This window comes from Sorangium sp. So ce281 (assembly GCF_051527395.1).
Taxonomy (GTDB): Bacteria; Myxococcota_A; Polyangia; order Polyangiales; family Polyangiaceae; genus Sorangium; species Sorangium cellulosum_B.
The window spans coordinates 6,684,365-6,704,562 of sequence record NZ_CP150322.1; the positions used below are offsets into that span (position 1 = coordinate 6,684,365).

At 73.0% G+C, this 20,198-nt stretch carries 13 protein-coding genes; 3 read left to right on the plus strand and 10 right to left on the minus strand.

The annotated features are described in order from the left end of the window. Positions 1 to 57 precede the first annotated feature (57 nt). From trmFO to WMF27_RS25400, 4 genes are all read right to left on the minus strand, one after another. Positions 58 to 1,491, minus strand: a complete 1,434-nt coding sequence (gene trmFO, locus WMF27_RS25385) for a methylenetetrahydrofolate--tRNA-(uracil(54)-C(5))-methyltransferase (FADH(2)-oxidizing) TrmFO (RefSeq protein WP_437766305.1) — start codon at positions 1,489 to 1,491, stop codon at positions 58 to 60. A 37-nt stretch (positions 1,492 to 1,528) separates the two neighbouring features. Continuing rightward, on the minus strand, positions 1,529 to 4,123 hold the full coding sequence (gene topA / locus WMF27_RS25390; protein ID WP_437766304.1) for a type I DNA topoisomerase: 2,595 nt from the start codon (positions 4,121 to 4,123) through the stop codon (positions 1,529 to 1,531). Between the two features lie 127 nt (positions 4,124 to 4,250). Further along, positions 4,251 to 5,222 (minus strand): DNA-processing protein DprA, encoded by a 972-nt coding sequence (locus WMF27_RS25395; RefSeq protein WP_437766303.1) that lies wholly within the window; start codon positions 5,220 to 5,222, stop codon positions 4,251 to 4,253. Between the two features lie 96 nt (positions 5,223 to 5,318). Next, complete coding sequence (locus WMF27_RS25400) at positions 5,319 to 6,068, minus strand: hypothetical protein (RefSeq protein ID WP_437766302.1); 750 nt, start codon at positions 6,066 to 6,068, stop codon at positions 5,319 to 5,321. Between the two features lie 79 nt (positions 6,069 to 6,147). On the opposite strand from WMF27_RS25400, the gene WMF27_RS25405 reads away from it, so the two are divergent. Both WMF27_RS25405 and WMF27_RS25410 read left to right on the plus strand, forming a co-directional pair. Next, positions 6,148 to 7,152 carry a hypothetical protein gene (locus WMF27_RS25405; protein ID WP_437766301.1) on the plus strand — a complete coding sequence of 335 codons (1,005 nt, stop codon included), beginning with the start codon at positions 6,148 to 6,150 and terminating at the stop codon, positions 7,150 to 7,152. Continuing rightward, positions 7,149 to 7,955, plus strand: a complete 807-nt coding sequence (locus WMF27_RS25410) for a glycerophosphodiester phosphodiesterase (protein WP_437766300.1) — start codon at positions 7,149 to 7,151, stop codon at positions 7,953 to 7,955. The genes WMF27_RS25405 and WMF27_RS25410 overlap by 4 nt, the downstream gene beginning before the upstream one ends. Positions 7,956 to 7,985: 30 nt before the next feature. On the opposite strand, the gene WMF27_RS25415 is transcribed toward WMF27_RS25410, so the two are convergent. The 3 genes from WMF27_RS25415 to WMF27_RS25425 form a co-directional block, all read right to left on the minus strand. Beyond that, positions 7,986 to 9,455, minus strand: coding sequence for a protein kinase domain-containing protein (locus WMF27_RS25415; RefSeq protein WP_437766299.1), 1,470 nt, complete (start codon positions 9,453 to 9,455; stop codon positions 7,986 to 7,988). Positions 9,456 to 9,616: 161 nt separating this feature from the next. After that, the gene (locus tag WMF27_RS25420) at positions 9,617 to 10,504 is read right to left on the minus strand and encodes a LolA family protein (protein WP_437766298.1); all 888 of its coding nucleotides are present in this window, start codon (positions 10,502 to 10,504) and stop codon (positions 9,617 to 9,619) included. A gap of 197 nt (positions 10,505 to 10,701) precedes the next feature. Further along, positions 10,702 to 12,600 (minus strand): HTH domain-containing protein, encoded by a 1,899-nt coding sequence (locus WMF27_RS25425; RefSeq protein ID WP_437943035.1) that lies wholly within the window; start codon positions 12,598 to 12,600, stop codon positions 10,702 to 10,704. Positions 12,601 to 13,473: 873 nt separating this feature from the next. Here WMF27_RS25425 and WMF27_RS25430 point away from each other — a divergent pair. Beyond that, positions 13,474 to 13,872 carry a hypothetical protein gene (locus WMF27_RS25430; protein WP_437766296.1) on the plus strand — a complete coding sequence of 133 codons (399 nt, stop codon included), beginning with the start codon at positions 13,474 to 13,476 and terminating at the stop codon, positions 13,870 to 13,872. Between the two features lie 33 nt (positions 13,873 to 13,905). On the opposite strand, the gene alaS is transcribed toward WMF27_RS25430, so the two are convergent. The 3 genes from alaS to WMF27_RS25445 all read right to left on the minus strand — a co-directional run bounded on the left by alaS (position 13,906) and on the right by WMF27_RS25445 (position 20,148). After that, positions 13,906 to 16,656 (minus strand): alanine--tRNA ligase, encoded by a 2,751-nt coding sequence (alaS, locus tag WMF27_RS25435; RefSeq protein ID WP_437943036.1) that lies wholly within the window; start codon positions 16,654 to 16,656, stop codon positions 13,906 to 13,908. A 170-nt stretch (positions 16,657 to 16,826) separates the two neighbouring features. Further along, positions 16,827 to 17,666 (minus strand): HEAT repeat domain-containing protein, encoded by an 840-nt coding sequence (locus WMF27_RS25440; protein WP_437766294.1) that lies wholly within the window; start codon positions 17,664 to 17,666, stop codon positions 16,827 to 16,829. A gap of 283 nt (positions 17,667 to 17,949) precedes the next feature. Beyond that, on the minus strand, positions 17,950 to 20,148 hold the full coding sequence (locus WMF27_RS25445; RefSeq protein ID WP_437766293.1) for a TIGR04551 family protein: 2,199 nt from the start codon (positions 20,146 to 20,148) through the stop codon (positions 17,950 to 17,952). Between the last annotated feature and the right edge of the window lie 50 nt (positions 20,149 to 20,198).

Below are 20,198 nucleotides of genomic sequence, written 5' to 3' on the forward strand. Positions count from 1 at the left end.
GGCAGCCTGCGCACGATTGGCGCGCCGCTCGCCATGCGAGAGCGCGGTGAGCCGCCGTCAGCCCGCGGCCCACCACGCGTCGAGGTCGCGGAGGGCGCGCTCGGCCATCACCTCGTAGCGGGCGCGCTTGCGCAGCTTGCCGTGCGCCGGATCGAGCGGCGCGATGTGCGCCCAGGTGATGTTGGACGGCTGATACGTGGGCTGCTTCCTGCCGAGGTGCATGAGGATGCCGCCGAGGGCCGTCGTGGGCGGCGGCGGCCGGAGCGGCTCGTTCCGCAGCTGCTGCGCGAGGAGGATCGCGCACACGAACCCGGCCGCGGCGCTCTCCACGTAGCCCTCGACGCCCGCGATCTGGCCGGCCAGGTGCACGCCCGGCAGCGCGCGGAGCTCCATCGCGGGGCCGAGGAGCGCCGGCGCGTCGACGAAGGTGTTGCGGTGCACGGAGCCCATGCGGAGGAACTCGGCCTCCTCGAGGCCGGGCACCATCCGGAACACCCGCAGCTGCTCGGCGTACTTCATGCGCGTCTGGAAGCCGACCAGGTTGTACGCCGTCGCCGCCTCGTCCTCCGGGCGCAGCTGGAGCACCGCGTAGGGGCGCCGGCCGGTGCGCGGATCGGTGAGCCCCACCGGCTTCATCGGCCCGAACGCGAGCGTCTGCTCGCCGCGCGCCGCCATCACCTCGCAGGGCAGGCACCCCTCGAAGTAGCGCACCTCCTCGAAGGCGCGGGCCTCCACCTTCTCCGACGCGACGAGGGCCTGGACGAACGCCTTGTACTGCGCCTCGTCGAAGGGGCAGTTCACGTACGCCTCGTCGCCGGCCTCGGCGTCGTCGCGGCGCTCGGCCGCGTCCTCCGGCGGCGCGGCCCGCTCCGGCTGCGCGGTTTGCTCCCGCTGCGCGGCCCGGTCGCCGCGGACGGCGCCCCCCTTGCCGTAGCGCGACTGCTTCCACACGCGCGACCAGTCGATCGAGTCGGCGCTGACGATCGGCGCGATCGCGTCGTAGTAGGCGAGGTGCTCGGCGCCGACGGCCGCGGCGAGGCTCGCCGCGAGGGCGTCGGAGGTGAGCGGCCCCGTCGCGAGGATCACGGGCCGGTCGGCGGGGATCTCCGTCACCTCCCGGTGCTCGACGGTGATCCGGGGGTGGGCCTCGATCGCCCGCGTCATCGCCTCGGCGAACCGCTCGCGGTCGACCGCCAGCGCGCCGCCGGCCGGCACCGAGGTCTCGTCGGCGCACCGCAAGGCGAGCGAGCCCACGCGCCGGAGCTCCTCCTTGAGGAGCCCCACCGCGTTGCTCAGCGCGGCGCCGCGTAGCGAGTTCGAGCACACGAGCTCGGCCAGCCGATCGCTCGTCTGCGCAGGCGTGCGCCGGTGAGGTTTCATCTCGACGAGGCGCACGCGCAGCCCGCGCTGCGCGAGCTGGTACGCCGCCTCGCAACCGGCCAGGCCGCCTCCGACGACGACGACGTCGTGCGGGCTCTCCGCTCCGTTCATACAGCTCACCTAGGTGGGGGGGGGTCTTGCGGGCTTCCTAGCTCGCCGTGCGGCGGGCGCGCACGGCCCGCGCGGGCTTTTCGGGGGCCCCGGGGGCCGCGCCGGCCCCTTGCGGCGCGGCCTCGGGCCGGACGGCCGGCGTGGGCTCCGCCGGCGCGGGCCGGACGGCCGGCGCCGGGGCGGCGCTCGCGACGACCGCCGCGGCGACCGCCGCGGCGTCCGGGGTGGCGGCGCCGTCCTCCCCTTCCCCCTCGACGATCTCCTGCTTGAAGCCGCAGTCCTTCGTCGCGCAGACGAGCATCGCCTTCTTGCCGGCGGTGCGGGTGACGAACTTCGCGCCGCACTGCGGGCACGGGACCGGCACCGGCTTCTGCCAGAGCTTGAACTCGCACTTCTGCTCGGCGTTCCAGTTGGAGCAGCCGTAGAAGGTGCGCCCGCCCTTCTTGCGGGGCCGGATCTCGATGAGATCGCCGCCGCAGCTCGGGCACGCGACGCCGAGCGGAATCGGGCGCGTGTTCTTGCAGGCCGGGTACCCCGTGCAGGACAGGAAGTCGCCGAAGCGGCCCGTCTTGATGATCATCGGCTTCCCGCACTTGTCGCACGAGATGTCGGTCTCGCGGACGGCGGCGGTCCCCCGCGCGTCGGACAGGTCGCGCGTCGCCTTGCACTTCGGGTAGCGCTCGCAGCTCAAGAACCAGCCGTTCTTGCCCCACTTCTTGAGCATCATCGACCCGCACTCGTCGCAGACGATGTCGGTCTTCTCCGCCTCGGGCTTCCACGGCGCGAGCTTCTTCGACTTGTCGAGCTGCTCCCTGAACTTCTTGTAGAAGGTCTTGAGCAGCTGCTCGCGCTTCAGGCTGCCGGCGCCGACGGCGTCGAGCTCCTCCTCCATCTGCGCCGTGAAGTTCGGATCCATGATGTCGAGGTTCGACCGGACGAGGCCGTCGACCACGAACTTCCCGAGGAGCGTCGGCTGGAAGGCGCCGCCGTCCCGCTTCTCGACGTACGCGCGCTGCTGCACCTTGCTGATGATCTCGGCGTACGTCGACGGGCGGCCGATGCCGCGCTTCTCCAGCTCGCGCACGAGCGAGCCCTCGTTGTAGCGGGGCGGCGGCTGCGTGAACTTCTGGTCGGTGATGACCCCCGGGGGCAACACGGCGAGCGCCTCGCCCTCCTTCATGTCGGGCAGGAGCGCCTCCGAGTCCTCCTCGGCCGACGGCCCCGGCGCCGCGCGCTCCGCCTCGGCGGCGGTCGCCTCGGGCGCCGGCGCTGCGGCGCCGCCCTCCGCGGCGGCGCCTGCGCTCTCCTCCTCGCCGGCGAACTCCTGCTGGCCCTCGGTCACCTGCAGCCAGCCGGCGAACTTGAGGATCCGCCCGGTCGCCCGGGCGAGGTAGCTCCGGTACGCGGGCGCCGCGACCGTCGGCGCGACGTCGATCTCGACCGTCGTGCGGTCGTACACGGCCGGGGTCATCTGCGAGGCGACGAAGCGGTTCCAGATGAGCTTGTACAGCTTGTACTGCTCGTCCTTGAGGTACTTCTTGATCGAGTCCGGGTGGATCTCGACGCTCGTCGGCCGGATCGCCTCGTGCGCGTCCTGCGCGTTCTTCTTCGACTTGTAGACGTTCGGGCGCTCGGGGACGAACTCCTTGCCGTACCGCTTCGCGACCACGCCCCGCACCTCGGCGACCGCGTCGTCGCTGACGCGCGTCGAGTCGGTACGCATGTACGTGATGAGGCCGACCGGGCCGCCGTCGCGCTTGAGGTCGATGCCCTCGTAGAGCGCCTGGGCGATCTGCATCGTCCGCTTGGCGCCGAAGTGCAGGTAGTTCGTCGCGTCCTGCTGGAGCTTCGAGGTGGTGTACGGGGCGGGCGGGTTGCGCTTCTGCTCGCGCCGCACGACCTTCGCCACCTTGTAGCGGGCGGTCTCGAGGTCGGCGCGCACCTTCCCGGCGACCTCGCCGTTCGTCACCTCGAGCTTCTTGCCGTCGGCGGAGGCGAGCTTCGCGACGAACGGGGCGCGCTGCGGCGGGCTCGCCGCGCCGAGGCCGACCGCGATGTTCCAGTACTCCTCCGGGACGAACGCCTCGACCTCGCGCTCGCGGTCCACGATGAGCCGCAGCGCGACCGACTGCACCCGCCCCGCCGAGAGGCCGAACGCGAGCTTCGACCAGACGAGCGCCGAGACGTCGTAGCCGACGATGCGGTCGAGCACGCGCCGCGCACGCTGCGCGTCGTACAGGTTCTCGTCGAGCTTGCGGGGGTTGTGGACGCCGTGGTCGACCCCCTTCTTCGTGATCTCGTGGAACTCGACCCGCGCCACCTTCAGCTTCGGGTTCTTGATCTCCTCCGAGATGTGGAACGCGATCGCCTCCCCTTCGCGATCGGGGTCGGTCGCCAGGAGCACCTCGTCCGCCCTCTTCGCGGCGGACTTCAGCTCCTCCAGGACCTTCTCCTTGCCCTCGATGACCTCGTAGGTCTCGGCAAAATCGTTCTGCACGTCGACGGCGTTCTGCTTCTTTGGCAGGTCCTTGACGTGCCCCTTCGAGGCGAACACCTCGTACCCGTTGCCGAGATATTTCTTGATGGTCTTCGCCTTCGCCGGCGACTCCACGATGACGAGCGTCTTGGCCATCACCACCTTCTGAGCAACGAGATCGGGCTTGTGAGGATTGAAGGGCGCCCTTCGGTGCGAGGGAGGCCCCCCCGCGAGGAGGCGGCCACCCGAAACCGCACTGGGCAGGGTGAGCCGACGCGCCCCTTCAACGAAGAGCCCGCCGAAACAACCCGGCGGGCCCCTCTACTACTACGGCCTGGAGCGTCAACGTCAAGAGTGCCTCCACGGCGCGTCTGGGCGGAAGCCCCGTCCTCTCGCAGACCTCATCCACGTGCGCCGGCCGGGCGTCCAGGGCGTCGAGGACCGCGCGTTCGGCCGCGCTCATCGACGGAGGTGGCCCGCTTTCCTCGGGCAAAACGCCCGTCGGCGCCCCGAAGGCGGCCTCGGGGAGCGGCAGCGTGCCCCCGCTGGGCGACCTGTTGCGCGCCGGGCGCCGCGCCCGCCGGCGGGGCGGCGGCGCCTGCCCGCCGAGGACGTCGATGACGTCGGCCGCGCGCGTGATGGGGCGCGCGCCGGAGACGAGCTCCAGCGCGCAGCCCACGCCGCGCGGGCTCCACGGGGCGTGGGGGACGACGCAGAGGTGGCGGCCGAGGCGGCGGGCCGCGGCGGCGGCGGAGCGGGCGCCGCTCTCGACGCCCGCCTCGACCACGACGGTCGCGAGCGTGAGCGCGGCGAGGACCGCGTTGCGCTGGAGGAACAGCCCCGGCAGCGGCGGCGTGTCGTCGGGGACGCGCGCGAGCAGCGCGCCGCCCGCGGCGAGGACGCGCGCGAACAGCGCCGTGTGCTCGCGCGGGTACGGGTGCGCGTGGCCGCCGCCGCCGACGACGACCGTCGGCGCGCGCGCGTCGAGCGCGCCCTCGTGCGCGGCCGCGTCGACGCCGCGCGCGCCGCCCGACCAGATCGAGAAGCCCGCCTCGCCGAGCGCCGCGGCGAGCGCGCGGGTGAACCGGAGCGCCTCGTCGCTCGCGGCGCGCGTCCCGACGATCGCGACGCCCGGGCGCGCCGGGAGCGCGCCGCGGAGGTAGAGCGTCGGCGGCGCGGCCTCGGTCTCCGTCACGAGGGCCCAGAGCTGCGCGGGGTAGGATGGATCTGCGGGCTGGATCTCGATCGACGCCATACGCGGCGTGTCGACCGACGCGCGGGGCGAGTTGCGCGAAATGAGGACCGCGGCACGAGGAGCGGGCGGCCGCCCGCCCCCGGCGCGATCGCCGCGCTACCGGGGCGGCACGCGAGGCGCGGCGCTCGGCGGCGCCGTGTCAGGCGGGGTCGCGCCGGGTTGCGCGGCGCCGGGCGCCGGGGCCGGGCGCGCGCCCAGGAAGCCCTGGACGAGCACGACGCCCGCGCCGCGCCGCACCTGCGCGTGGAGCTCCACGGCGAGCGGCGCGGCGCCGGGCGCCGGGAGGCACGCTCCCCGGCCGCCGATCACCGCGACCGGCCCGCGCTCCGCGTCCTGGGCGACGATCTCGAGCGCGGGCGGCGCGCCCTTCGTGACGAAGAGATCGACCTCGATCACGCCGAGCCCGCCCTGCGCGATGAACACCGCGCACTCACCAACACCGCGCGGGACGCGCACGGGGATCGCGGCGCTCTCCCCTTCCGCGAGCGCGAGCGACACGACGTCGCCGAGGGGCGCCATGCCCCTCGCCTCCCCGCGCGCGGTGTTGGCGAGCGCGAGCGCCGTCACGCGCGGCACCGGCGCGCTCGCCGCGGGCCGCTGCTCCGCCGCGCGGCTCAGGAACAGGCGCGACGCCTCCGGATCCGGCTCGGGCGCGTCGCGCGGAGGCGGCGGGTTCCGCGGCGCGTCGGGCGCGGGCGCGGAGGGCGGCGGAGGCGGGGGGCTAGGGCGCAGGACCTCGGCGCGGCCTCCGCCGCAAGCCGACGCGGCGAGCGCGAGCGACGTAGCGAGCAGGCGGCGCGCCGGCCCGAACGGATGCAGTTCGACGAGAGCGAGAGCGCGCCGCACCGCGCGGAGCCTACCAGAACCGCCCCGCCGCGCTCGGTCTGCGAGCGGCCGGCCGTGGGTCGTGCTACCCACTCGCCCGATGAAACCCAGGGTCATCGTCGTCGCGACGCATGGTCACTGCTTCGACGGCATGGCGAGCGCGGCGCTGTTCACCCGCCTGATGCAGGCGCTCCGCCCCGGAGAGCCGCTCGCGCTGCGGTACCGCTCCTGCGGGTACGGCCCGGGCATGACGATGATCCCGCCTTCGTGGCTCGACGGCGACGAGAACGCGATCCTCGACTTCCGCTACACGCCGACGAAGAAGCTGACGTGGTATTTCGACCACCACGTCACCGGGTTCGGCTCGGACGAGGAGCGCGACGCGGCGCTCGCCGGCGCGTCGCGCGCGAAGGTCGCGGGCGACGCGCCTCAGGTCTTCTACGACGCCGCCTACGGCTCGTGCACGAAGCTCATCGCGGACGTCGCCCGCGATCACTTCGGCGTCGAGATGTCCGGCGCCGATGAGCTCATCCGGTGGGCCGACCTCATCGACACCGCGCGCTTCCCCTCGGCCGAGGCCGCCGTGAGCCGGGAGGAGCCGATCATGCAGCTCGCCTCCGTGGTGGAGCACCACGGCGACGGGCCGTTCCTCGCCTCCGTGGTGCCCCGGCTCGTCGAGCGGCCCGTGAGCGAGGTGGCGCGCGAGGCGGACATCCAGGATCTCTGGCGCCCCCTCTCCGTCTCGCGGCAGACGTTCGTCACGCGCATCGCGCGCGGCGCGCGGAAGCTCGGCCGCGTGGTGCTCGTCGACCTCTCCGACGCGCCGCTCGAGGCGGTCGGCAAGTTCATGACGTACGCGATGTACCCGGACTGCGTGTACTCGGTCACGCTCTCCCGGCAGAAGCAGCACTACAAGCTCTCGATCGGCTACAACCCCTGGTGCGGCGTCCCCCGCGATCGCGACATCGCCCCCATCTGCCGCCGCTACGACGGGGGCGGGCACCCGGCGGTCGGCGCGGCGTCCTTCCCGCTCTCCGCGCTCGAGCGCGCGCGCGAGGCGGCCCGCGCCGTCGCCGAGGAGCTCGACGGGGAGCCCGCGCGGTGACCTGGGCCGAGCAGCGCTTCCGCAGGAGCGCGCGCGAGACGGGGCGGGCAGCGTCATCACGCGCGCGGGCCGGAGCGGCGGCCACGCGCGCGCCGCTCCTCTTCGGGCACCGGGGCGTGCGCGGCGAGGGCGCCCCCGCGGAGAACACCCTCGCCGCCTTCGAGGAAGCCGCGGCGCAGGGGGCCGACGGGATCGAGCTCGACGTGCGGGTGTGCGGCTCGGGCGAGCTCGTGGCGCTGCACGACCCGGACCTCGCGCGGATGACCGAGGGCGCGGACCCGCGCGCCGCCGCGGCGCTCCCCTGGGACGAGCTCCGGCGGGTCGACCTCCGCGGCGAGCGGGTGCCGCTCCTGTCCGAGGTGCTCGCGTTCGCGCGCGGCCGGCGGCTCGCCGTCAACATCGAGATGAAGCGGGACGTGCCCGATCGCACCGCCGTCGTGCTCGCGACCGCGCGGCTCGTGCGCGCCTGGGATCCGCGCCACGCCGTGCTCGTCTCGTCGTTCGATCCGGTCATGATCGCCTCCTTCGGCGCCCTGGTGCCGGCCGTCCCGCGCGCGCTCCTCGTGCACCGCAGCCGCTACCACGACGCGGCCGTGCGCCTCGCGCCGGCGCTCGGCGCGCTCGCCGCGCACATCGAGCGGACGATCGCGTCCCCCGAGCGCATCGCGCTCCTGAAGCGGCAGGGCCGCGTGATCAACGTGTGGACCGTGAACGACCCGCGGGAAGCGCAGGACCTCGCGGCGCTCGGCGTCGACGGGCTCATCACCGACGCGCCGCGCCGCATCCGCGACGCGCTCGCGTAGCGGGCCTCGTCGGACCAGCGCGACCGCGCGCTACCTTCGCTGCCAGGGGTCGATGATCTCGCGCGAGCGGCGCGGCTTCCGGCGCGGGGCCGACGGAGCCGGCGGGGCCTTTCGCTCGGCAGACGCAGCCGGCTCCGCCGTGGCCGCGGGCAGCGCGGCGCTCGCGGCGGGCACGTCCTCGGCCAGGGGCAAGCGCGCCATCACAGGGGTCGATGCGCGGACCACCTCCAGGGTCGGCGCGGCCGAGCTCACGCTCTCGGGCTCGCTCGGCGCGATCACGTGGTAGGGCGCGGCGCCCTCCTCGCCGACGGGCCGCAGCGCCGTGACGGCGACCGTCGCGCTGGTCGCGGACAGCAGGCCGCACGCCACGAGCCAGCGGAGCGTCGCGCTCGCGTGAGGCCTGCGGTCCGCGCGGACCTCGCCGGCCGCCGCCGCCGTCAGCGTGCCGGGCAGGGACGGATCGGTCAGCGAGGCGAGCGTGTCCTGCCGCGGGCGCGGGCCCTCGTCCCCGGGTCGGGAGAGCGTGCCGAGCTCCCCTGAGCCCTCCAGCGCGCCGGTGCTGCCCGGCGACAGCCCGAGCAGCGTCCCCGTGCGCGACGTCACGGGCGCCGGCTGCGGCGCCGAGGGCACGGGCAGCGGGATGCCCGGATCGCCCGCCGCGACGACGAAGGCGTGCACCATCTCCTGCGCCGACTGGAACCGCTGGGCTCTGTCGCGCGAGAGGGCGCGCAGGAAGAAGAGATCGAGATCGGCCGGCACGTCGGGCGCGAGGTGCGTCGCGAGCGGGATCGGCTCGACGAGGATGCGCGACAGGACCGCGCCGAGCACGTCGCCCTCGAACGGGAGCTTGCCCGTGACCGCGCGGAAGAGGATCACCCCGAGCGACCACAGGTCGCTCCGCGCGTCGAGGTTCCTGTCGCCGCGCGCCTGCTCCGGGCTCATGTAGAACGGCGAGCCCAGGAGCTCGCCGGTCCTCGTGGTCTCGTCGGTGAGGAGCTTGCCGGTGAGCTGCTTGGCGATGCCGAAGTCGAGGATCTTGACGATCTCCTCGTCCTCGTCGACGCGCGAGAGGAACAGGTTGCCGGGCTTGAGATCGCGGTGGACGAGCCCGGACTCGTGCGCGCGGCGCAGCGCCTTGCCGGTCTGGACCGCGATGCGCGCCGCCTCGGCGAGGGAGACGCGGCGGACCCGCCTCAGGCGACGGCTGAGATCCTCGCCCCGGAGCAGCTCCATGACGAGGTACGGGACAGCCCCCCAGATCCCGTAGTCCTGCACGCTCACCACGTGCGGGCTATCGAGGTTCGCCGCGGTCCGCGCCTCGCGGTAGAAGCGCGCGCGGAACTCCGGCGAGGCCGCGTGCTCGGGATCCATGAACTTGATCGCCGCCGGCGCCCCCAGCTGGAGGTGCCGGGCCAGCCACACCGAGCCCATCCCGCCCCGCGAGAGCGGCCCTTCCAGGCGGTATTTATCGCCGACGATCGTTCCCGGCTCGACGTCCATCGCCGACTCCTCCCGCCACGGCGAGGTGGATTGCGTCTGTCTAGACGCTCGAGCGAGCGGCGTCCACGCCATCAGGCGAGCGCTGCGGTACGCCAGCCAGCGCCACCCGAGATGGCCTTTGTCCTTTCAGGAGCCGCCTGAGCGCGCCTGCCAAGAGCACGTTAGTCCTGGCAGTCGACATGACGGCGGACGACGCCGCCCGGGACCGGCTGCGTGAACGCCCCCGAGATGATGGGCGGGTTCCACTTCGCCTCCTTGTACTGAAAGATCACGTCGTCCGCGGTGTTGGGCACCCGCATGCGGATCGATCGGGGGATCTCGGCCATGCAGGCGCCGCCGCTCGGCGGGATCGGATCGTCGATCCCCTCCGGATCGACGCGCGGCGGCGCGGTGCGGATCGCCTCGTGATGGCTCAGCTCCACCTGATAGAGGTCCGTCCCGCGCTGCGCGACCCGGACCTCGCGGACGCGCAGGCGCTGCTGGCTCCACGGCGCGAGAAAGTCGCGGGGGTGCGGCTCGAGGTGGATCTCCTCCACCGCGTCGCGGGAGCCCTGGATCAGCACACGGTAGAACCCGTCGCCGTCCCAGACGATCGAGGCGCCGTGCGGCTCGTGAGCGAGCACCGGCGCCTCGCCGCGGAGCAGCGAGACGAGGGCGTGCCCGGGGATGGGCACCTGGGTGAGCCGCGCCAGGTTGCACGCGCTCGCGGGCCCGTGCAGGAACTGCTTCTCCCGGACATCGAGCATCTGGAACTGGGTGCCATTCGACGTGAGCGTGAAGAGCGTCGCGCCGAACGGGCTCACCACGTCGAAGCGCACCCGATCCGGGTTGAGCGCGAGGATGTACATGTCCCCGCGGAGCCGCCCCTGGCGCGAGAAATGGTCGACCTTGGCGGTGCCCTGGACGCCGTTCACGCAGGCATAGGAGGCCTTCATCCGGTCGAGCGCCGCGTCGGCGGTGGGGAACCGGGACGCGGGCGGAGCCACGGAGGCACAGCCGGTCACGAGCACGGCGAGGGGCGCGGCCCAGGCGATCGCGCGATGGCGCATGGGCGCGGACGCTGGCAAGGATCGCCGAGCCCGTCAACCGCGGAAGCGGCGCCGAGCCCATCCACCGCCGGAGCGGCGCGAGGGGGTGGCCGAGGAGGAGGGTTGTCGAGGGAGGGCCGAGGGCCCAGGAGACGGCGGCGAGGAGGGCCGCGCGCCCGGCCCGGAGCGAGCCCCCGGCCGGACGCGCGCGAGCGGGATCAGGACGCCCGGAGCGCCTCGAGCAGATCGACGTCGGGGATCGCGACCGGGAGGCGGGCGCGGAGGACGGCGACGTCGTTGTCCTCGCAGAGGCGAGCCACCGCGAGCCCATCGAAGAGGGAGATGGGCGCGGTCCCCACGATCGCGGCCTCTTCGCGCGCACCGGAGAGCATCTGACCGGCGGTCAGGATCCAGCCGGCGGTCGCGGGGCCGTAGTGGTGGAGCGAGCCGCGCAGCTCGGTGACCCGCTCGCGGCCGACCTCGCGGCCGTCCCGCCGGATGACCAGCGCGAGCTTGATCTCGTCACCCGCCGTGCGGAGCGCGCCGGAGAAGTGGCTCTCGCCGCCCGGCGCCCCGGCGCGGCGCACCGCGCGCAGCTGGCCGATGCCGATGCGCTCGAGGGCGAGGACGCAGATCTCGACGAAGGCATGGCCCGGCAGCTCGGAGAGCTTGCGCACGAAGGCGCGCCGCGCGGCGTCGCGGTAGCGCTCCACCGCGGCGAGCGCCTCCTGCTCCAGCCGCGCCAGGTCGCCCGGCAGCAGCCAGTCCGTCAGCGCGATCCTGCCGCCGGCGAAGCGGAACCGGGGCCGCTGCCCCGCGGCGGTGCGGCGCGCGTTGTCGGCGCGCACGGCGGCCGCGACCTGGGACTGCACGAGCTGCACGTCGCCGACGAGGCGACCGCGGCGCTGCGCCGTCTCGGCGATCTGCCGGAGCGAAACCGCGCCCGCGTTCCGATCGAAGGTCGAGAGGATGCCGGCGACCGCATCGGCGAGATCACGGCCGGCCAGGTCGTCGAGCGCGTGCCCTTCGCCGCCCGTGAGCTCGATGACCTGCGGCCCGCGGTAGACGGGCTCGGCGCCGAAGCTGTCGGGGCGGTCCGCTCGGTCGGCGCGCTCGACCCGGTCGGTGCGCTCGACCCGGTCGGTGCGCTCGGCCCGGTCGGGACGATCGAAGCGCTCGGTCCGGTCGGAGCGCTCGGTCCGGTCGGAGCGCGGTGGCTCGCGGCCGTTCTCGCGCCGCGCCTCGAACACCGGCGTCGCGACGTAGGAAGGCAGCCCACCGGTGCTCGGGTTGGCCTCCGCGGTCCCGCGGCCGCGCCGGCGACGGCGGCGGCGGCGGCGGCCCTCGCCCTGCTCGCCCGACGAGCCGGGCGTCGCGCGGTCCTCGCCGCCGAGGATCGGCTGATCGTCGTCGTCCTCTTCGTCGAAGAGCTCCGCGGCGCCGGCGACGGCCTCGGCCCGCATCGCCTCGTCCGGGCCCGGCGGCTCCGCGTCGTCGAGCTCGCCCTCTTCCTCGTCGACGTAGGCGCTCGCGGCGCGCGGGGACGACGGCGTCGGCGGCGGCACGGGCTCGCGCGCTGCCGCGATGTCCACGCCGTTCAGCCCGGCCGCGCCCGTCGCGCCGGCCACGACCCTCTCGTCGTCCTCGTCCTCATCGTCGATCGCAGGCGCGGCCTGCGCCGCCGCGTTCGCGGCTCCGCCCTCGACCTCGACCGCGCCGCGCTCCGCCTCGAGCGCCGCGGGAGCGCCGAGCTCGCTCTCTTCCACCGCGTCGTCGTCGGCGCCCGCGTCGAACAGGGTCGGCTGCTCCTCGTCCTTGCGCGCCTTGGCCGCCTCGGGCTTTCCGCCGCGCTTCGCCTTCTTGCCGTCGAGACCGGACTTGATGGTCTTCTCGTCCCACTCGCGCAGCGCGAACACGCCCGGCTTCACGCGCACCAGGGGGTTGTCCGCCGTGTCCTTCTTCAACGTCGCCGCCAGGCGGGCGCCCATCGTCACCTCTGGGCTCTTTCCAACGTGGCTAAGGAGGTTCTTCTCGATCGCGATATCGGTGATCTCTTTATAGTGAAGCGGTCTACCGATGAGGCGAAGCACCTCGGCGGCTGCATCCGTGAACGTCATCTTTGTTCGCCCTTCGGGCGCGCCGCCCGGCGGGCGCCCTCGTCGTCCCCATCGCGGCCGCCCCGTCCAAAGTGGCTGACGAAGCGCGCGGGATACCCCACCGCAGCCGGGAAACGCACATTCGCTCCCACTCGACCACGACGCGCGGAACGGCCTGCTCGTAGCATGCTCGGAAACGGCGGTCAACGGAACGCGCGATCCGGCTCAAGAGAAGCCGCTGACCGACCTCTAGGGCGCGGAACCGGGGGCCGGGCGGCGCGAGGCCCGGATCGACCGGGCGCCGCGCCGAGGCGAGCGCGCGGCGGCCGGCGACGGCAGGCTGGATGAACGATGAACGCGCGGCGCGCAGTCAACGGCGCGCGGCCCCCTGGACGAGCATCGATGTGGCGCGTGAGCCGATGTCGGCCAGTCTGGAGCACGGGAGAAGACCACGGGAGAAGAGGAGTTGATGCGTTGATCTGTTGAGGTGTTGATCGCGTCGATATGTCCTGGAGTCGAAGGCCCTCCCTCAACTCACCGCATCGCCGCACGACCGCACCACCACCGCGCGGCCGAGGAGCGCTATGCGATGAGGGAGGAAGCGATTGGCCGGAGCGCGCCGGACGGACCGGGCATCACCGTACACGACCGCGCGTGTTCATGTGTGACCACGCGTAATCCTGCGCAAACACGCGTAATCCTGCGCAAACACGCGTAATCCTGCGCAAACACGCGTAACCGCGCGTGGACGCAAGTGGACACGCGCTCCCGGACGGCGCGCCGCGATGTCACGCGGTCGTCACGGCCGCGGCGCGCCCGGCCAGCGGTTGCGCGGCGCGGCGCGGGCGACAGCGCTTTTGCGCTTTGCCATCTGCCGGACAGGAGGGTTACGCTATGTGGGTGGAGCTTTCGCGGTTGCTCGACGAGCTCACCCTGGCGGCGGACAAGGTCGGCATCGCCGTCAGGATGGAAGCGTTCGATCCGCACCTGTCGGACGCGCGCAATCCGCGGGGCGGGCTCTGCACGGTGCTCGGCCGGCGGCTCATCCTGGTCGACGCCAACGCGTCGCTGCCGGATCGCATCGCCACGGTCGCGGCCGCGCTCGCGCGCGTCGATCTGGAGTCCGTGTTCCTGCCGCCGATCGTGCGCGCGACCATCGGCGCCCACGCCCGCGGCGCGCGGCCCCGGGCGGCCGCGCCGGGCGAGCCAGCGCGGCTGCCGGCGCGCCCCGCGCGGGGCGGGAAGGCCCCGAAGCTGCTCCCGCTCGCCCGCACCAAGTGGCGTGACGCCTGAACGACGGTCCCGGCAGCGCGCAGACAGCACGCGCTACGGCGCGAGCGCCCGCTCGACCTCGGTGTAGAGCGCCGCGATCGCCGCGTCGAGCTGCGCCACGTCGGTCCCGCCGGCCTGCGCCATGTCCGGACGGCCGCCGCCGGAGCCGCCCACGATGCGGGCGATCGGCTTGATGAGCTCGCCGGCCTTGAGCCGCTCGGTGGCCGCCTTCGAGAGCATCACGGCGAGCTGCGCCTTGTCGCCCACGGCCGCGCCGAGCAGCACCGCCGAGCGATCGCCGAGCTTGTCGCGCAGCTTCTCCGCGAGATCGCGCAGCGCGCCCGGGTTGGTGCCGTCCGGCACCCGGCGCGCGAGCACCTTGATCCCGCCGATGTCCCGGGCGCCGTCCAGCATCGCGTCGATGCCGCCGCCGCCGCCCTGCGCGGGGCCCGCCCCCTCCAGGATCCGGCGCTCGAGCTCGGCGACCTTCTTCTCGAGCTCCCGCTCGTGCGCCACGATCTTCCCGATCTTCTCGGCGAGATCGCCGCCCTGCGCCTTCGCGACCTGGCGCGCCCGGGCGAGCTCGGCCTCGACGCCCCGCGCGTACGCGAGCGCGTTCAGCCCCGTCGACGCGAGGATCCGCCGCACACCCGCGGCCACGCCGCCCTCGCTCGTGATCTTGAACAGCCCGATGTCCCCCAGCGCGCACGCGTGCGTGCCGCCGCAGAGCTCCACCACCTCGGGCGTCATCGTGAGCATCCGCACCGTGTCGCCGTACTTCTCCTCGAAGATCGCCATCGCGCCCCGCCGCCGCGCCTCGTCCATCGGCAGGATCTCGGTCGTCACCTTCGCGTTCGTCAGGACCTTCTCGTTCACCAGATCCTCGATCCGCGAGATCTCCTCGCGGGTGAGGGGCCGGTTGTGCGTGAAGTCGAAGCGGAGGACGTCCGGGCCGACCCGCGAGCCCTTCTGCTGCGCGTGCTCGCCGAGCACCTTGCGCAGCGCCCAGTGCAGGACGTGGGTGGCGGAGTGGTTGCGCCGCGTCGCCGACCGCGCCGCGTGGTCCACCGCCAGGTGGACGCGCTGCCCCACCGCGAGCGCCCCCTCGCTGACCACGCCCTCGTGCACGACCAGCCCGGTGAGCGGCTTCTGCGTGTCTTTCACCTCGACGCGCGCCCCGTCCGCCGTCACCTCGCCGGCGTCGCCGACCTGGCCGCCCGACTCGGCGTAGAACGGCGTCTCGCGCACGACGATCTCGACCGTCGCCCCCGCCTCCGCGCGCTCGACCAGCGCACGGACCTTGCGCGCCCGGTCGCCTTCGCCCTGGACGTCGACCCGGACGATCGCGACGATCTCGCTGTCGCCCTCCTCGTGCTCGTAACCCGTGAACACCACCGGCTGCGCGAGCTTGGCGCGGGCCTCGCGGTGCGCGGGATCCACCGCGGCGGTCGGATCGATCGGGCCGTCCGCCTCGCCGGCGCCCTTGATGATCGCCTCGGCCCCCTGGACGTCGACGCCGAAGTTCGACTCGGCGCAGATGACCTGGGTCAGATCGAGCGGGAAGCCATAGGTGGTGTAGAGATCGGCCGCAGCGGCGGCCGGGAGCGTCCGCTCGCCGGACGAGCGCATCTCGTCGAAGCGCTCGTCGAGGATCTTCATCCCGCGCTTCAGCGTGGAGCGGAAGCGGACCTCCTCGTCCTCGGTGACGCGGGCGATGAGCTCTCGCCGGTCGCGGAGCTCGGGGTACGTCTCGCCCATCCGGCGGACCACCTCGAGCGTGACCTCGTGAAGGAACGGCCGATCGATCCCGAGCCGGTGCCCGTGGCGGATCGCGCGGCGCATCACCCGGCGGAGCACGTACTCGCGCCGCTGCTTCTCGGGCATCACCCCTTCGGCGATCAGGAACGCGGCCGTGCGCGCGTGATCCGCGATGACCCGCATCGACACGTCGTCGTCGGCGCTGCCCCCCGTGTACGGCTTGCCGCTGAGCTCGGCGGCCTTGTCGACGAGCCCGCGGAGCAGGTCCGTGTCGTAGTTCGACGTCACGCCCTGGAGCACGCTCGCGAGCCGCTCCAGGCCCATGCCTGTGTCGATGCTCGGCGCCGGCAGGGGCACGAGCGGGCCGTCCTTCTCGACGCGCTCGTACTGCATGAACACGTTGTTCCAGATCTCGGTCCAGCCCGTGCCGTCGATGCGCGGCTCCTCGCCGAAGCGCGCGACGTCAGGCTCGTTCCCGTGGAAGAAGTGGATCTCCGAGCAGGGGCCGCACGGGCCGACGTCACCCATCGTCCAGAAGTTGTCGGCCAGGCCGAGCCGGAGGATCCGGTCGTCGCCGAAGCCCGTGACCTTGCGCCAGATCGCCGCGGCCTCGTCGTCGGCCGGGAAGCCCCCTTCGCCGTTGTAGACGGTGACCACGAGCCGCGACGGCGAGATATCGTAGACCTTCGTCAGGAGCTCCCAGGCGAAGGCGATCGCGTCTTCCTTGAAGTAGTCGCCAAAGCTGAAGTTGCCGAGCATCTCGAAGAACGTCTGGTGGCGCGCGGTGACGCCGACGTTCTCGAGATCGTTGTGCTTGCCGCTGATCCGGATGCACTTCTGGCTCGAGGCGGCGCGCTGGTACGGGCGCCTGTCCTTGCCCGTGAAGACGTCCTTGAACTGCACCATGCCCGCGTTCACGAACATCAGCGTCGGATCGTTCTGGGGCACGAGCGGCGCGCTCGGGACGATCTCGTGCCCGCGCTGGGCGAAGAACTCGAGGAATGTGCGGCGGAGCAGGTCGGAGCTGGCAGGCGTTGCGATGGACATAGGAGGACGCGCGGTCTAGCACGACCGGAGAGCGGCTTCCGCCTGCTCGACGCGCGCCCGCGGCGGAAGACGCGCGCGCCGGGCCGGTTTGCGCCGGGCCGGCGCGCCATCCCGCCCGCGCCGGGCCCGCCGGGCGCGCCGGCTCACGCCGGCGAGGCCGGACCGCCGGGTCAGCGGCCGGAGGCGACGACGCTGCTGCCGGAGGCGGCCTCGAGGGCGAGCGGCGCCCTCTGGAGCGCGCTCTCGATCGCGCCCGCGACGGCGTCGCTCTGCAGCTGGGCGAGCTCCCTCAGGCCCTTGGCGCGCTTCGCCTCGGCGAGCGCCTGGGCCGAGCCGGTCATCGAGCCCTTCAGCGTCTGGCTCGGCATCTCGCGGATCACGTACTCGACCTTGGCGGCGAAGCCGACCCCGTCCGCCCCATGGCGCTTGCTCAGGTGCGTGACCGAGCCGTCCAGCGTGAAGGCAGGCAGCTTGCGGCTCTTGCCTTCCGCAGCCAGGTCCGTGCCGTCGGCCACGATCTCGATGTCGGCGAACTGCGCCACGCGGCTGCGCGTCTGCTGCTTGAGCTGCGGTCCGAGCTTCGCGTCCTTCACGCCGGAGCGGTTCTCGAACTTGCCCAGGCTGACCAGGAAGCGCGCCTTGGGCGACGAGCGCGACAGCTTCTCGATGGCGGCCTCGATCGGGCGCTTCAGGTTGGGGGCGGGCTCGAGCCTGAGCGCCGCCTTGAGCGCCGGGACCGCCGCGGGGTTGCCCAGCGCGCCGAGCGCCGCCGCGGCCGACGCGCGCACCGCCGGGTGCGGATCCCTGAGCGCCTTCTCGAGGGCAGGGCGCGCGCCGGGGCTCTTCGACCTGCTGAGCGACAGCGCCGCCGCGACACGGAGCCGATAGTCCTTGCCGACCGCGATGTCGCGGAAAGCGGACGTGTCTGCGTCCTGGGCGACGGACAGGGCGGTCGACCCGAGCACCATCGACGCCGCCAAGAACATCGCAATGAAGAGACGACGAACCATCACGTCCCTCCGGAGAACGGCGGCTCACGCCACCCGTTCTCCTCGGTGAACCACGGAAGTATCGCGACGCGCCTGGCGTCCAGACAATCCTATCCTTGGCCAGGACGGTCGCGAGATCAAGGGCTGTTTGGCCCCGGATGGCTCATGCAGGACTCATGACGAGAGCGACGACGTCGCCGTTTCGCACCGTTTGACACGGCTCCGCGCCGCTCCGCCGCCCCGAGCGCTCATTTCCAGACACACGGCGACGCGCGAGGCTGGCTGAGCGCCGGGCGGGTTCGGCTCAGAAGAGGATACCGAGATACCAGCGCACCGTCTGTGCGGTCTCGAGATCGAGCTTCTGGACCGCCTCTTCACCCCTGAGCTGGCCGAGCCCGCCGAGAGGGAACAGCACGCCGTACTGCACCGCCGTGTAGAAGCCGCCCATCTTGTCGGGGTCGTCGTTGAGCGTCCCGTCCTTGGACTGGAAGTACAGCTGCGCGTTCAGCTCGATGCCGAGATCCCGGGAGTTGCCTGGAGCCTGGAGGAACTCCGAGGCGCGGCTCCAGATGGCCGCGGCGCCGAGGCCGGCGCGCTGGCCGTTCTTGTCGCGGGCGAAATCCCAGTCGACGCCAGGGCGGAAATAATACGCGCCCTGGACCCGAGAGAGGATGTTCCTGAAGAGGATCTGATCGACCCGGTAATCGGGGTGGAAGCGGAATGTGGAGTACGTGCGATCGGTCGAAAGCTGGGGATCCATGGCCCCGAGCTGCGTCCCCCGCGGCTCGAGGGCGGGCGCGTCGTCGTCGCCGGTCGCGTACCCGAAGCCGAAGTGGACGCGCAGCCGGCCCTCCATCTCGGTGAGCTCGGCCTGCGTGGCGAGCCCGAACTGCCGGACGCCCCAGCCGGTGTCCTTCGGCGAGATGACGTTCGCATAATCGCTCTCGTCCTGGCCGCGCAGATCGAGGGATCCGTAGATCATCGCCGCCTCGAGCTCGAAGCGGAACTTCTTGTAGAGCAGCTGGAACCACACGTCGGGGATGATCATCTCCGCACCCCGGTGCACGTACCCCGCCGCGACGTTGTCGGCGCTCTGGCCGAGCGACGCGGACAAGTCGGCGGTGTTGTCGCCGGCGGTGATGTCGTTCGCCAGCGTCTGCTGCCGGTAAGCGAAGTAGACGCCGCCGTTCATGACCATGTTGCCGCGGGCGAGCTCGAGCTTCTGGAGCTCGGGATTCTTGCGGCGGACGGCGACGAACACGTACTGATCGACGTCATCGGACTGGGCGAGGTCGTACGGCTGGCCCTCGAGGTCCTGGATCGACGCGCTCGTCGCGCCCTCGTTGGCCCAGTCCCACGCACCGGCGAAGTAGATGTCGTATTTCTTGATGCCCGTGACGAACATCAGCCGGTCGACGGTCGACTGGTAGTCTGAGTCGTACCCGTCACCGCTGTTCGCCACCATACCGAGGCCCCAGTGGTTCGGCATGCGGCCGAAGCGGAGGAGACCGACGGGGGTCATGTACTCTCCCCAGATCCGCTTGACGGAGATGGAGTCCTTCGTCGAGTTGATGCCGGCGCTGGGGGCCCACTGGGTGCTGGAGAAGGCCCCGAGCGGCGAGTAGCCGCCCCGGCGGGCGACCTGGTAGCCGCCGCCCGCCGCCGGCTGGTTCGCGTAGCCGTCCGGGGTCGAGCCGAGCACCACGTTGTCGAGGAGATCGACCTGAGTGAGGATGCGCAGGTTGTCGCTGATGTGCAGCTCGGGATTGAGGCGGAACCGCATGTTCGCGCCGGCCTGGGTGTCGTTCTTGCACGAGTCGAACGAGCGGGAGCCGCCGCTCGTGGTCTCGCTCGGGTTGCAGAGCGAGACCACGTTCCCCTTGTAGGAGTTGTCGGCCGGCTGCGGCCAGAGCGCCTGACTGCGGGGGTCGATGCGGCCGAGGGCGAAGCTGTTGAAGAGCTCCCAGCGGAGCCGGTAGTAGCCGTGGAACTCGAACGTCGGTCGCGCGTGGGACCACCAGTCCTCGGCGTAGACCTCGCTGGGCCGGGCGCCGATCTCCGCCTGGATCGCCTGTCGCTCGGGCTGCTCGGCCGCCGCAGCGGCCGCGGGCGCCTCCGAGGCCGGCGGCGTGGCCGGCTGCGGCGCGGAGGGAGCGGCCGTGTCGGCCGGCGGCAGGAGCGGCTGGCGCGCCGCCGGGGGTTCGGGCGTCTCGGCGCTGGCCGGCGCGGCGCCGGGCTGCGCAGGCGTCGCGCCGGGCTGGGCCGGCGCGACGGGCGGCGCTGCGCCGGGCTGGGCCGGAGCGGCGGGCTGCGCAGCGGGGGTGCCTGCCTGTCCGGCGGGCGGCTGCGCTGGGGCCGCCGGCGGCTGGGCCGGCCGGCGTACCGGCTGGGCGGACGCGGAAGACGCGCCCAGCACGAGCGCGAGCGCGAGGCCCGACCGGAGGCGACGGCGAGGGGTGCCAGGGCGGTACGACGTACCCGGAGACCGCGACGAGATGGGCATCTGCTTGGTTTCGTTCGCGCGTTTCGCCCCGCGCGCAGGAAGAGGTTGAA

What these genes read in the sequence shown, in the direction of transcription:
- trmFO (WP_437766305.1), bottom strand. Translation starts at nt 1,491, where the DNA reads ATGAACGGAGCGGAGAGCCCGCACGACGTCGTCGTCGTCGGAGGCGGC.
- topA (WP_437766304.1), bottom strand. Translation starts at nt 4,123, where the DNA reads ATGGCCAAGACGCTCGTCATCGTGGAGTCGCCGGCGAAGGCGAAGACC.
- WMF27_RS25395 (WP_437766303.1), bottom strand. Translation starts at nt 5,222, where the DNA reads ATGGCGTCGATCGAGATCCAGCCCGCAGATCCATCCTACCCCGCGCAG.
- WMF27_RS25405 (WP_437766301.1), top strand. Translation starts at nt 6,148, where the DNA reads ATGAAACCCAGGGTCATCGTCGTCGCGACGCATGGTCACTGCTTCGAC.
- WMF27_RS25415 (WP_437766299.1), bottom strand. Translation starts at nt 9,455, where the DNA reads ATGGACGTCGAGCCGGGAACGATCGTCGGCGATAAATACCGCCTGGAA.
- WMF27_RS25420 (WP_437766298.1), bottom strand. Translation starts at nt 10,504, where the DNA reads ATGCGCCATCGCGCGATCGCCTGGGCCGCGCCCCTCGCCGTGCTCGTG.
- WMF27_RS25425 (WP_437943035.1), bottom strand. Translation starts at nt 12,600, where the DNA reads ATGACGTTCACGGATGCAGCCGCCGAGGTGCTTCGCCTCATCGGTAGA.
- WMF27_RS25430 (WP_437766296.1), top strand. Translation starts at nt 13,474, where the DNA reads ATGTGGGTGGAGCTTTCGCGGTTGCTCGACGAGCTCACCCTGGCGGCG.
- alaS (WP_437943036.1), bottom strand. Translation starts at nt 16,656, where the DNA reads ATGTCCATCGCAACGCCTGCCAGCTCCGACCTGCTCCGCCGCACATTC.
- WMF27_RS25440 (WP_437766294.1), bottom strand. Translation starts at nt 17,666, where the DNA reads ATGGTTCGTCGTCTCTTCATTGCGATGTTCTTGGCGGCGTCGATGGTG.
- WMF27_RS25445 (WP_437766293.1), bottom strand. Translation starts at nt 20,148, where the DNA reads ATGCCCATCTCGTCGCGGTCTCCGGGTACGTCGTACCGCCCTGGCACC.